General features: G+C 45.7%; 1 protein-coding gene. It reads right to left on the bottom strand.

From position 1 onward, the window contains the following. On the bottom strand, positions 1–15784 hold a 15784-nt coding region (locus AB4503_RS08825), incomplete at its 3' end, for a retention module-containing protein (protein WP_372114335.1). Positions 15785–15924: the final 140 nt, after the last annotated feature.

The following is a 15924-nucleotide window of genomic DNA, read 5'->3' on the forward strand; positions in this document are numbered from 1 at the left end:
GCCAGAATGGTCCGGTAATCGCCGCGTCATCGGCGCCACCTGCATTTTCAAAGCGGGTTAGTTGGCCTTGTCCCTGAGTCAGAGTTACACCAGTTACTGTTAAGTTGTGGTTTTCTGGGTCAGAGCTTGCTGCAATTAAATCCCCTTCTACAATGACGATTTGACCATCTTCTGCAATCGAACCTAAATCAACATCTGTCGCGACAGGCGCATCGTTCACTTCCGTCACCTTAATGGTGAACGTAGTTTGATTAGTTTGAGCTGTATTCGGATCACCCGCATCAATCAAGCCATTATTACCGCCGTCATCGAGTGTTGCATTAATCGTGACTAAACCACTCTGGTTGAGATAGTTCTGGTCTGGGTCTGGTTTGAAAGTCACGGCTCCATTAGTCAATGCGGTATTGATGTCGGCTTCTTTACCGGTAATCACCAATGAGCCACCAGGTTGCAATACAAACGTCACGTCAGGTGAGCTCGTAAACTCAAACACACCTTGCGCTCCCGGAAGTGTTTGATCGACTTGCAACGTAAGAACATACGGAGCGTCTGGATTATCAAAGTTAGCATCAACGTCGTAGATACTAAAGTTGTCGATAGCAACACTAATGTCTTCCGATGTTTCAATATTCGTTACGTTCACAAAGATCGGTTGATCGTTAATAGGATCAATCACCAGATCAACATCGAAGCTGGTTGGCGTCCCCAAATATTCGGTGTTATCAGCGTCAGTATCCACAGAGCGAACGGTAATCTGCAGCGGGCCATTAATGCCTAATACATTACCCGTATCGCTATTGTGTTCACCTGAATTGAATACGATCTTATCGAGCGACTGTGCAGGAACATCAAGTGTCCAAAGCTGCGTAACTGGATCATAACTAGCCAAGGTTGTGCCGTCTGGATAATAGATAGAGGCATCTTGAGGAACGCCCGCAACTTCTACTCGAAGTGTCTCTGGTGCATTCTCGGTATAAGTGCCGTTGCCCGTTGCAGATAGCTCTTTATCCAAAATCGTCGCATTGATTTCGATATCAATGTTTTGACCTTCGTTACCTGTCACAGAATCTGTTGGATTAGTATCAACATCATCACCCACAGGTACCACATGCAGCTTAAAGCTTGGCAGATTTGATGCTGCAGTAGGCACACCCAACAAAGATTCTTGAGTAAATACGGCAACACCAAATTCAGCCGTACCACTGAAGTCCTTAGGCGGTAAAATCGAAATCTCACTCAAGTCGAACGATAACCCTGATGCTTGAGGTAGTTGAACACTCCACTCACCACCACCATTATTCTTCACCGTGTATGCCGAACCAGCGTCTGCACGCATCTGGAAGCCATCAGGTACATCTGTAAACTTAATCGACACAAACTGTTCTGAGCCATCAAGGTCAGTCAGTGCAATCGATACAGGCCCTGTGCCCGACAAAGAAATCAGCTGGTCCTCAGTACCCGTAATCTCGATAACATCAGGATCGCTACCCGGGCCAGTGACAGACACGTCATCCACCACAGGAACGACTTCAAAACTGACATTGGTAGAGAAAGTATCGGTATCAGTCGCGCTGCCAGTTGGCGAAGCTGCATCATTGTATGTAGCAGTATCGGTAATCGTCCCGCTGACATTCACTTGCACCTGATTTACGTCATTATCTGTTGGGTAATTTAACGCCGGTCGGAATAGTACATTATCCAACGCGCCTGCATTAATCTCAGCTTCATTAAAGGTCACCGATGTGCCAAGCGATACCCCTGCGCTGGTATAGAAAGCCCCAACACTCGTGTCATTTAACGTCAGTGTGATAGAGGTGAATTTTTCGTCACCACCTTCAACTCCGCTTACTTGGTCATCAATGGTCGAGCTGAAATCAAGTTGGATATAGGTATCTTCGTAGCCGACTGGATCTTGCCCTGCTTGACCGTCGGTATCGACAGGGTTAAACGAATCGTCAAGCGAACCAACGACAGTAACGTCAATATCTGGGTTACCTTCAACATCAGGAGCAACTTTAATGACTACTTCTGTCACTAGAGTTTTCTCATCCCCCGACAATACGTCTTTAGTTACTATCGTCAACGGCAACCTAAAGTCGCCGGAGTAGTCGGCTGGTAAGTTAAGCAGTAGTCCAGAGAGGTCGGTCGAGACCCCTTGATCGACGGTAGTCTGGAATACATATTTGCCATTAACAAAGTCTAGGTCGCTGCTTCCCGATAAACTAATTGGGAAGGTGACTTCGTTCACCGCTCCTGGATTAATGGTCACACTGTCATCAATAATGATGGTCACTTGATCAGTTGAGTCATCTTCGCCCGAGAAAGTAATTAAACCATTCAATGCCGTACCTAGATCTAACTGGGTGTCCTCAATCGCATCAACAACACTGTCTGGTGTTATATCAATATCGGCTGCAACCTTAGTACTCCCAGCCACCACTTGAGGGAATGACAGAGTGACTTCTCCGTCCCTACGAGCGGCCGTAGATGACTCAACCTCAGCACCATCACCTCGGTCTATTACCGTGCTAAAGATATCCATCTTGATGTCATTGAACCCTCCTGCCCCGCTGTTTCCTGAAGGAAGAACAAGGCCGTTCGATGCACTGATGCTAAATATGTCTTCATTCGTTACAACCCAGCGCCCATTGCCTTCATAAGCAGCGCCAATAACGAGCAGTTGATTGAGTACAGCATCTGATAGCTCCGAACCGTCCACGTTTGTTAATTCAATAACTAACTGGTCAACTTCTTCGATAGCGGACGAAGCATCTGTTTCTTGATATCGAATGACGAACTCATCCGTAACCGATGTATTATCGCTGTTGGTTGTGAACTTAAGCACGCCAGTGTTTGCATCAGCAACTACGGTTGCTAGTGCTCCAGTACCCAGCACATCATCGACGATAAGCTTGTTGCTAGCGTCTTTCGGCTCAACGACTGGACGTACGATAACATCAATCGAGCCCGTGATTGTCGCGGTAGCGATGCCCTGACCAGGATCAGTCGCATCAACATACTCATGATCTCGCTCTTCGATCATGACAACCGTATTAAGCGTAAAGTCGGTGCTCGAGTCTTGTTCAGGTGTGATCTGAATAAAATTATTGTTCAGTGCAATTTGAGTAAACTCTTCTGCCGTCTGTCCACTCTTCGGCGTAATGGTTAAAGTGCCTGCTGAAGCATCGTAAACCCAAGTTACATCGCCATTAACCACAACACTTTCAACATCTGTCGGAATGGCACTGATCACAATAGAAGTGAAATGCTCATCATCATCAATATAATCAGTACCCTCTGGGTGCCAATCAATACTGATCGCCGTATCTTCATCGCCATTAGTGACTGTGCTGTACGTCGCTGAGGTATCGATTCTAGGTTCGACCAACACTCGCACTTCTTGGTCAAACGTAAGCGTATGACCGTCATTCTCAGTCACGATCACTTTACCCTGAATGTGAATGTTCTCTGTAGAAGAATCGACAGGTCTGATGCGGATTCCTGAGGTTTTACCTGCGTCAGTGATGTTCGCTTCGTAGATAGGTTTAGAAAGATCGGGGCTACCACCCGGACCGGTTTCGTAACCGACAAAGTTAAGGTCAATAATGGTACCGTCACCGTCTTCCAGAATAACGCCATCAGGAATACCCGAGAGGATAACGGTTATGGATTCTGAACCATCGTCAGGTAATGGGGTTTGATCTACTGCTGCAGGATCAGGTCTTCTCTCTCCCGACAACACGGTGAAATCAAGCTCGGCGTAGCTGTCTCCATTCTGGCTCTCTTGGATCGTGGTTTGAACACCAGGTGTTGTGCCATCGGTGATTGCTGTCCAAGCCGAACCGTTTGTACCGCCATAAGGAATATCTGCAACCCCTTTAACCTCAACGTTAACCGTTTTAGTTCCTAGGATTTCTTCATCAACTTGTGCACCAGTAGAGAGGTTCGCAGTGTCTTTAACCACACCGGTTACATCAAAAGTAAAATCGACATTGCTGTGTTTAGTCGGAACAATCTCTACGTTGGCGAGATCGGAATACGCCACTTCCTGATAATCAATACCGTTAATGGTGATTGTAGGAACTGGGGTCGTAGTTCCAAGGAAATAAAGCACCGCCCCTTCGGTAATATTACTGATACGAACAAATAGCTCTTCTGAACCATCAGTGTCCACTGAGCCGTTCATTGTGATGACTTCGTCTAGCGTGAAGGCATCTTTGTTGTCCAGAGGACCTAGGTAGTCTGGGTCATCAATATTGTCTTCGTTAATACGAATCCTGTTAACACTGAATGAACCAGGATCCGCGTCGGCAGTCACATCAATGATAATATTTTGCTCAACAGAGCGAGCGGTCGTTTTGTCTAACCCGCCGTTCGCTGAGTCATCGTATGGGTTAAGCGTCTCTTCCGTAATTGCCGTCGCTTTGAACTCAATTTGTCCAGAGAAGTTGTCGATTGGGTTAACGACTGTGCTATTGATATCAGCAGATGCGATGATATAAACACCATTAACAGGCGTTAACACATTGCCATTTTGATCAAGTAACTCAAACTTCCCATCACCCTGAATCGCTTCAAGTTCATAGGTAATCGTCTCAGTATTACTGTTATCTTGCGATTCAGCATTCAGCTGCAACGTAACATTGTCTTCATCTTCATTCACTTGATACTGATAAGTACTGTTGGCGTCATCCCACGTTGCAATATCCGCTACCGCTTCAATCTCGATTCTGAAGTTTGAGTTAACGGTGTGATCCGTATTGCCATTTTTCTCAATTTCTAGCTCATAACGAACGCGCCCACCAGTTTCATCCGAACTAACGTGTTGGTCCGGAACAAAGAACAAGTTGTCTATCGTCGCAATAGTTTGTCTTGACTCATTCGGATTTGGAGCAAAGCTTTGTTCGAGTTGAGGAGGACCAAATATAATGCTCCCATTTGACTCAGGCACTAATTCAATGTAGTCAGCACCATCAAAGTAATAAAAAGTACCTTGATGACTATCACCTCCGTTCGGGCTTTTAATCGTCAACTGGCCAATAGATTCAGCGTTATCTTGGTCATACAGACTAACTTGCAGCGCAACTTGAGCTGGCGCATTAGGCAAACCATTTTGGTTATCTTGAATATTCTCAAGAGCCGGCTCATCGCCTGTTGCATAAGGTATGGTTGAGTCTCTACCCGCATCCTCGAAGGTCGTCACTTTCAGAGCGATTCTTGTAGAGTCCCTATCAGTAATCGTTATATCTAACGGTGTTTCAGAGGTATCTAAATCGCCATCCGTCGCAATCACATTAATCGAAAAATCGATGGTGTCTAGGCCGTCATGATCGAGATAGCCGTTAGCTCTAAATTCAACCTCGCCATTTGAGTTGATACGCAAACGCCCTAGCTCACGGGTATCCACGCCACCACTACCATCGTCGGTTTGTTCGTACACTCGTACTTGTTGACTACCGCTATTTAAATCGAAACTGCTGCTGTACGGCCCGCTGTTTCCTGTACGGAAAACAATATCTGCACCATTACTGGTAATGCCCTCAATTCGACTCAGTACCGCGCCATCCGCGCCGACATCCGTCGCATTAGCAAACATGTCAACTTTGGAATTACCATAGCCCTGGCCTTCAATTCGTGTGATCGATTGAGTTGTCACCAATGGAACATCATCAGTCACCGTGATTTTCAAATCGATCGCGTTTGATTGGTCTTGATCAAAATCTTCTGCAACAACAGAGAAATTAAGGTCAATCGCATTTTCATCTGCACCATCAGGGTGTTTAAGTGGTTTAAACAATTCAAATTGGTAGCTGTTATCCGAGGTATCGAAAATAATCTCGAACACAGCTTCATTACTCGTTGCAGTTTGAGCAACGTAAGTAAATGTTGTGCCGCTTTGTGAAACAGCAAGCCACTCTAAACTTTCTCCGTTGGAGGTTAAGCCAGTCAGAACCAAATCTTCATCAACCAGTTCATACTTCACAACACCATCCGCGCCTTCATCGACAGTGAACAGGCCATTAATAATGGTGTCTTCAGATTGATCGGAACCAATACCAGTAAGATCGTCTTCATCGACAACCGTTTCACCCGTCGGCGCACTCATTACTGTCGCATCGTCTAGCACCTCGATTGGCAATACATATTGGTTAGAATCATCGCCGTCACCATCAACCGCAACGACATCAAATGGAATCGTTAAGGTATTGGAATTCGGGCTTGTTGGGTGGTTTAGAGGACCTAGCAACGTAAACGTATAAGAGCCGTCATTCGCTAGCGCGAGCGTGAAGATAGGAGTTCCACTTGTCGTCGTACCTTGATAGGTCGTTGTGTTGGCGGCACCTGTGACTTCTGTAATAGAAATCGCTTCAGTTCCAGAGGTCAATGTCGCTTCAAGCGCAGAGATATTACGCAGTTCGTAAACCTCTACTTGGTCTGCACCTTCTGTGGTAACAAATGCACCTGTTGCTTGAGAAATCGCAGAGCCGAGATCATCTTCATCAACCACAAATGTGCTGGTCGCTGTCGTATCGGTAATGACAGGCACATCATCGGTGATAGTAACGGTCAAAGGTTTCATCACAGAGTCGGTATTGTCTTGGTCGACCGCGATCACTGGCAGAGTGAATACTTGATCGTTGTTGCCTTGCACAGGCAGATGATCGAGCTCTTCCAACAAAGTGAAGGTGTATTCGCCTAGCACTACACTATTAAAAGTGATGGTAAAGATATCCGTTTGAACACCCCCACTCTCAACGAAACCAATATAGGTTCCGCTGTTGGCTGGATCTTCTTTAAGCTGAACCACTAGGCCATCCGATTTCAAATCACCAGACGTGTTGAACTGAGTGGTATCAATACGGAAATAGCTCACATCATCACTTCCCGCTGTGAAAGCAATGGTTTCAGTTTGGCTCACAGGTAAGCTCGGAGATGAACCATCCACGAGATTCGCTTCTTCCAATGCAACCGTTGGTACAGTATCAATTACCGGTGGAGCACCATCTGAAATCGTCAATGTCACGGTCGAAGTAACAATATCACCGTCTTTATCTTCTGATGTCACGGTAATCGTCTTAACGATATCACCACCAGAATGATTCAGGTTTCGATTAGGCTCAAAGCGCACATCACCTTCAAGCGTGATAAACAACGAACCTTCCGTAAATACAAACTCTTGCTCACCAGTGTTGGTTTGCACCAGAGACTCTTCAGGCTGACTACCATAAGTAAATTTGGTTATGGTGGCGCCATCAGCACTTTGCGCAGGCATCACATCAAATGTCGTTGTGGTAGGTGTGCCCGTGCTTGGTTCAGTGATGCTAAGCGCACCAGACTTCATTAACTGAACATCATCGGTGATGGTTACTGAAAGCGGTTTAGACGCTGAAATATCGCCATCGGTGTCTTGCGCGTAAACAGAAAGATCAAAACTCAGATCGTTGCTTCCTAAGCCATCAACGTGATCCAAACGCTCAAGCAGCGTAAAGGTATACTGGCTAGGATTAGTATCATCAAAATCTAGGGTGAATATGATTTTCTCACCACCCGAACCATCCGTCGTAAACGCAATGTAGTCGCCAGAACCCGCAGGCTCCTCACGTAAACTCAATTCAAGGCCATCAGACTTCAACACGCCGTTGGTATTGAACAGCCCAGCTTCAACGACTATTTTTCCAATGTCATCACTGCTCGCTAGCGAGGTGATAGTCTGAGTCACACTGACAGGCGTTCCGCTAGGTGTCGAACCATCCGCAAGTAAGCTTTCCGACAAGCTGACACTTGGCACAACGTTGATTGTTGGTCCATCGCCATCAACAATCGTAAGCGTGACTGTTGATGAAAAGGTATCTTTATCAAAGTCAGAAGACGTAAACACAATCGACTTAACAATGTCGCCCGCAGAATGATCTAGATTTCGGTTTGGTTCGAACCTTACATCACCGCTTAGCGTGACAAACAGTGAGCCTTCAGTGAAGGTAAACTCTTGCTCGCCATTGTTAGTTTGATCCAAGGTGATCGCTGAACCGCCACCAAAAGTAAACTGAGTAATGGTCGCCCCATCAGCACTTGGTGTAGGCATTACATCAACAGTAGCAGTGGTTGGTGTGCCAGTATTTGGCTCTGTGATGCTTAACGTGCCATCTTGCATCTGTTGAATGTCATCTTGTATCGTTACCATGACATCGCGTTTAACCGAATCATCACCATCGGTATCAACGGCGTAAACAGGCAGGTTGAAGTTGAGGCTGTTATTAAGATCACCATCAAGGTGATCTAACGCTTCAATCAAAGTGAAGGTGAACTGCCCTTTATTAACGCTATCAAAATCAATGGTGAATACATTAGTTACGTTACCGGCCCCGTCATCAGTAAACCCGATGTAGTCGCCAGGTGAAGCAGGATCTTCTTTTAACTGAACAACAAGACCATTTGATTTGAGTAGGTCGCCAGGATTGAACTCGTTGGTTGCAATTCTAAAGTGGCTTAAATCATCACTACCCACGGTATAAGTGATCGTTTGTGTCGAGCTAACCGCTGAACCACTCGGCATAGAGCCATCAGCAAGACCAACTTCCGATAGGTTAATATCTGGCACTACATCGATAACCGGATCAATTCCGTCTTTGATCGTCAACGTGACATCCGCGGTATCGGTATCGTTATCAAAATCACTGGTCGTCACGACTATCGTTCTCACGATATCGCCAGATGAATGGTCTAGATTTCTACTTGGTTCAAAGCGCACCTCACCTTCAATCGTGATGTACAGTAAGCCATCGGTTACGGTAAAAACTTGTTCTGTAGACACAGTTGGGTCTAACGTAACAGTCGTGCCACCATCGTAGATAAACTGAGTCACTTTCGCGCCATCAGCACTCTGTGTCGGCATAACGTCGATTGTTGGCGTGGTTGGCGTACCTGCTGCTATATCAGCAAGTGAAGGCTCAGTGATACTTAACGCCCCATCTTGAACGCCTTGTACATCATCGGTGATCACCACGGTCATTGGCGACATTGCAGAATCATCACCATCGGTATCAACCGCTAAAACAGGGACATCGAAACTTAGAGTATTGTTTTGTAATCCATCTGTATGGTCTAACGCTTCAAGCAGTGTGAACGTATATTGCCCTAGATTGGTTGTCGAGAAACTGATCGTGAAGACGTTGGTTTCGACGTTAGAACCGTCCTTGACGAAGCCAATGTAATTACCAGAATTCGCTGGCTGCTCTTTAATCTCAACCTCTAATCCATTCGACTTCAAAGCCCCCGAAGTATTGAACTGAGCAGGGTCAATTCTGAAATAACTAACATCGTCACTACCCTCTGAATAGGTAATAACTTGAGTCATCGCCACTGGATTGCCGGTTGGCGAAGAACCATCAGCGAGATCCACTTCTGAGAGCGTAATTCCAGGGACCAAATCGATCGTTGGAAGATCACCATCGGTAATCTTCAATGTCACGGTAGATGAGACGATATCACCATCAAGGTCAGTAGATGTAACAACAATCGTCTTAGTAATATCACCACTCGTGTGATCTTGATTTCGCACAGGCTCGAATCGTATCTCACCTTCTGTGGTAATAAATACAGAACCTTCAGTGAACACAAACTCTTGCTCGCCATTCACATTGAGATCAAGGCTTTCTGCACTGTTTCCATCAAACACAAATGAAGTGATTTTTGCTCCATCTGCGCTCTGATTTGGCATCACGTCCAGAGTATTCGATGTTTCGACGACTCCAGCAGGCTCACGACTGGTTATTGTGCCGCCTTGCATCAACTGCACATCATCACCAATAGTCACGCCAAGCTGAGAGACTAACGAATCGTCGCCGTCACTATCCACCGCATACACAGGCAGATCAAAACTCAGGTCGTTGTTGACACGTGCATCTTGATGATCCAAGGCTTCGATTAAGGTAAAGGTGTATTCACCTAAGGTTGTCCCAGAAAAACTCAACGTAAATACTGTGGTTACCGCATTCGACGAGCTGGTTGTAAATCCGATGTAGTTGCCCGACCCTTGCGGATCTTCACGTAATTCAACAGCTAAACCATTCGATGTGAGTGCATCATTGGTATTGAACTCTGTTGGTTCAAGGCGGAAGCGGACCACATCATCACTTTGATTAGTGAAGGTGATGGTTTCGGTTTGACTTACCGCACTGCCACTTGGGGCTGAACCATCCGTCAGGTTCGTTTCAGATAAGCTAACCGTTGGAATAACATCAATGGTTGGAATATCACCATCGGTGATCGTTAACGTAACGGTTGACGTGACTGAGTCTTTGTCGAAATCGCTTGAGGTCACCACTATCGACTTAACAATATCGCCGGCCGTATGGTCAAGATCTCGATTAGGCTCAAAGCGAACTTCACCTTCGAGGGTAATGTACAGTTTGCCTTCTGCGAAGATAAACTGCTGTTCGCCTGCAATATTTTGATCGAGGGTGTTTACGACGCCATCATAAGTGAACTGAGTGATGGTCGCGCCGTCAGCACTTTGGTTTGGCATGACATCAAAAGTAGCCGTGGTCGGTGTACCAGCCGCTAAATCAGCGACGGTCGGCTCGGTAATATTGAGCGCACCACCTTGCATGATTTGAACATCATCATCAATCGTTACATTAAGCTGCGATACCAGTGAATCATCACCATCACTGTCTACCGCATAAACAGGCAGATCAAAGCTCAGATCATTGTTCGCTAGGCCAGCAACATGGTCTAGCGCTTCAAGTAGAGTGAAAGTGTATTCACCTAACGTGGCTGAAGAGAAGCTAATGGTAAACACGGGGACTTCAGCGCTCGAACCGTTGGTAATAAAGCCTATGTAAGTGCCCGGATTAGCAGAATCTTCTTTTATCTCGACCGCAAACCCATTCGATTTCAGTACACCACCGACATTAAACTCAGTTGGTTCAATGCGGAAACTCGTCACATCATCACTTTGGTTAGTGAAAGTAATCGTCTCGGTTTGACTTACTGCGCTACCGCTCGGGCTAGAGCCATCGCTAAGGTTAGTTTCAGATAGAGTAACGCTTGGCACGGCATCGATGGTTGGGATATCACCATCGGTAATCGTCAGCGTAACCGTTGCTGTCACGGGATCGTTATCGAAGTCACTTGAAGTCACCACAATCGACTTCACGATGTCTTCGCTCGTTGTGTGGTCTAAATTACGATTTGGCTCAAAACGCACTTCACCTTCAAGAGTGATAAACAACTCACCTTCTGTGAAGCTAAATTGCTGCTCACCATTGTCAGTTTGATCCAATGTTCGAGTTTGACCATCATACGTAAATTGAGTGATCGTCGCGCCATCGGCACTTTGTTCTGGCATCACATCGATGGTATTGGTTGTTACAGTACCACCAGCCAAATCAGCAACATTCGGTTCAACGATATCTAATGTGCCGTTTTGCATGATTTGGACATCATCACCGATAGTCACATTGAGTTGAGACACCAGTGAATCATCACCATCTTTATCAACAGCGTAAACCGGCAGGTCAAAGCTTAGGTTGTTATTTCCTAGCCCATCAACGTGATCTAACGCTTCCAACAGTGTGAAGGTGTATTGACCGATATTGGTATCCGAAAAACTAATCGTGAACACGTTCGTTTCAACATTAGGCGCCGTCGTCACAAAGCCGATGTAGCCACCCGGCGTACTTGGGTCGACTTTCAACTCAACCGTCAGTCCATTCGATTTTAGAAGGCCGCCAATATTGAACTCAGTAGGTTCAATACGGAAACTCGTCACATCATCACTTTGGTTGGTGAAGGTAATCGTCTCAGTTTGACTGACCGCACTGCCGCTTGGAGTAGAGCCATCACTCAGGTTGGATTCAGATAGCGTAACACTTGGTACATTATCAATCGTTGGAATATCGCCATCGGTAATGGTCAGCGCAACCGTTGAGGAAACAAGATCGTTATCAGAATCACTTGAGGTCACCACTATCGATTTAACAATGTCTCCACCTGTGTGGTCGAGATTGCGATTAGGCTCGAAACGCACGTCGCCCTGTAGGGTGATATACAGCGAACCCTCAGGAACATCAAATTTCTGTTCACCCGTATCGCTTTGGTCAAGTGTTAGTACCGCTCCACCATCGTAGGTCAACTGAGTAATGGTCGTTCCATCAGCGCCTTCTTCATCAAGAACATTAACCGTTGTCGTGGTCGGCGTACCTGCCGCTAAATCCGAGACCGTTGGCTCTTCAATATCGAGTGAGCTATTGACCATCACTTGAACGTCATCGGTGATCGTCACCGCCAACGGAGACATCAGAGAGTCGTCACCGTCGCTATCGACGGCGTAAACAGGCAAGTTGAATGTGAGGTCGTTATTGCCTTGAATCGGCGTGTGGTCAATCGCTTCGATAAGCGTAAAGGTGTATTCACCCAAATTAGTACTGCTGAAATCAAGAGTGAAAACGGTAGTTTCAGTATTCGAAATATCAGTCGTGAAACCGATATAATTACCCGAACCTGCAGGTTCTTCTCTAATCTCGATCACCAGACCATCGGACGTGAGAGAATCGCCAACGTTAAATTCACTAGGCTCTAAACGGAATTTCTCAACATCGTCACTTTGGTTGGTGAAAGTGATGGTTTCTGTTTGGCTAACCGCACTGCCGCTTGGTGATGAGCCATCAGCGAGATCCGATTCTTCAAGAGCAACACTCGGAACAGCATCGATAGTAGGGTTATCACCATCAGTAATGGTCAAAGTAACGGTTGATGTCACCGGGTCGTTATCAAAGTCATTCGACGTCACGACTATCGACTTAACAATGTCTTCACTCGCAGAGTGGTCTAGGTAACGGTTTGGCTCGAAACGCATTTCACCTTCAAGGGTGATGAACAAGCGACCTTCTGCGAAGTTAAACTGCTGCTCGCCTGAAATACTTTGATCCAGTGTATTTACGACACCGTCATAATTGAACTGAGTGATGGTCGCGCCATCTGCACTTTGATCGGGCATCACGTCAATGGTGTTGGTTGTTACAGTGCCGTCAGCAAGATTTGGCTCGATGATATCTAACGTACCGTCTTGCATGATTTGAACGTCATCACCAATAGTCACATTAAGCTGAGACACCAATGAGTCATCGCCATCGCTGTCTACCGCATAAACAGGAAGCTCAAAGCTTAAATCGTTTTTATCTCGGCCATCCACATGGTCTAGCGCTTCAAGTAAGGTAAAGGTGTATTCACCTAACGTAGTAGCAGAGAAACTAATGGTGAATACTGGGATTTCAGAGCCAGAAGCGTTGGTAATAAAACCGATGTAAGTGCCCTGAATAGCAGAGTCTTCTTTTATCTCAACCGCAAACCCATTCGATTTCAGTGTCCCATCGACATTGAATTCAGTTGGTTCAATACGAAATTTAGCTACATCATCACTACCAGCAGTAAAGGTAATCGTCTCGGTAGCGCTGACCGCACTTCCACTTGGAGAGGATCCATCAGCAAGGTTGGCTTCTGAGAGAGTAACTGGCGGGATCAAATCAATGATTGGATCTTGACCGTCAGTGATACTTAGCTCAAGTGTTGAAGTGTCAGTGTCTCCATCACCATCTTCAGCTAAAAACGAGAACTGTTTTACAATGGTTTCACTGTTTGTATGGTCAATATCGCGCGCAACTTCAAAACTAAAATCGCCATTTAGTGAGATGGTTACAACACCCTCAGTAAAACTGAATGTTTGAACAGCATCTGGCAGCAAGCTCTGATCTAGTGAGTAATCAACACCATCATAGTTAAAAGATTGAATTGTCGAGCCATCAGCGCCTTCGAAGTTGAATAGGTTATACGAAACAACGGTATCGCCGGCTAAAGTTGGTTCCGTGACTGACTCAACTTTATCAACTAGCTCAACAACATCATCTGTGACATTAACGAGAATCTCTGCGGCTTCTGGTGTACTCGAACCGCCAGATAGTGCAGAACGGTCGCCATCTGCATCAACAGCATAAATTGGCAATGCAAAAGTTAGCAGCGCATCTTCAGCGCCTTGATGAGAAAGTTCTTCATAAAGATTAAACTCATAGTTGCCCAATGAAGGGCTATCAATTTTAACATCAAAGACCGTAATTCTCGTTCCATTGACCTCAACGTAACCTTCATAAGTTCTTACACCACCGATCTCACCAATCAGCTCAAGTAGCACAGCCTCACCATTTGAAACCAAGCTGCCACCCGTATTAAATTCCGTCGGCTCCAGTTCATAATGGTCGATGATGTCGCTTTCGAAAATATCGGCAGTGATACTTCCGCTCCCCGCTACAGGCGCGGTTCCCTCTTGTGAGCCACCAATGATGCCTGCTTCATCGACACTAATACTATCGACATTAGTAATGACTGGGCTATCGCCATCAGTGATAACAATGTTGATGTTATTGGTTACAACATCTTGGTCGAAATCGGTAATCGTGATCGGTAAATCGAACGTCAGTGAATCGGTGCCCACTTGTTCTATTGGATTAAACTGCTCGAATTTATAAGTACCATCGGTATCTAGTGAGATAGTGAGAACAACCTCACCTCGACCTTGGATGGACAGAGTAATCGTTGTTCCATCATCAGATAGCCTTGCAAGCGTATTTTGATTATCACTGAGCAACCCATCAAACTGGTCCAGTGCACCAGCATCAAATACAGCTGATTGAAGATTATCACTACCAATATTGGAGAACGTTCCTTCAATTGCTGCACTGCTAGTTTCTACGTTACTGATATTCACACTTTCAGCAGACGGATCGCCCCCATCAACCACGGCAACTTGCGCATTAATTGGTGTTGCTAATGGGTTTCCGGCGGTGTCTTCACCTTGAATATCAAAAGTGATGTTAATTTGATCGCCTGTATAGGAAACCTGACCGCCACCAACAGACGTTACGTGATCAATTGGTTGAGAAATCGTTGTGGTCAATGAAAGCTCAGCGTTATTTCCAACACTAACAACATCGATGTCGATGCGTAATACTTCATCGGTGCCTTGAACACCAATGATAGAGTTCGTCGCCGCATCATAAGTAAACGTAACGGGTTGACCACTTGAAGTAATATCACTGTTTAGCTCTGTGAGTAGCGAAGCGAGAGACAGTGCTTCTGGAACAAAAGAATCAGGGGAGAGCGCTAAACTACCAGCAATAATCGTTTCGGTAATTGTAATAGATTGGGGGTAGGTATTGCCAGAAATGGAGCCTTCGGTGAGCACTTCACTGATTGATTGACCTCCCGATGAACGGGTTATTGTTCTGAACTCTTCTCGGTCTTCATCAACCGTTTGTTCTGCTAGACCTGCGGTCTCAAAAAATGTCGACGGATGAGTTTCGGTGTAGTTGTAGTCAATCGTCACAAAGCCAGCGTTTGCAGAACCTAATCCGCCCCCCGCAGCCGTTGCTTCTAAGATTTGGGTCGGATCGGCACCACCTAAAATGGCTTCTTGGATAGCAGCAAATTCATCATCATCAAAATCTCCTGCATCGGCTTGCTGTAAGTCAAAATTAACTTCTCCAGCGATAGGAGCATCAGCCCACACTAAGTCTTGATCAACACAGCCAACACAATTACTTGCCACCTCAGTGACACCGTTTGGGTTACCTAATAACAGCTCTGCTTGGTTTGCGGTGATAACAATCTCGTTTTCACGAATAATATCGCCAACTGAAATTTTTCGTGCGCTTCCATCAGACTTAACCGCAATGACTTCTCCACTCACTGCCTCTACAACTGCAGCTTGGCGCGAAACTTCAATACCCATATATCCCCCGAGGTCACAAAATGCTGTATTGCCCAACATCGTGAAAATGATAGTAATAACAGTTTCAGGCTTAAATTATATTCAGAACTTATTCTCTGCATTAACAATCAATTACGTAGACTGATGTATGTGATGAGTCA

The organism is Vibrio sp. 10N.222.55.B11 (assembly GCF_041473705.1).
Taxonomy (GTDB): Bacteria; Pseudomonadota; Gammaproteobacteria; order Enterobacterales; family Vibrionaceae; genus Vibrio; species Vibrio crassostreae_C.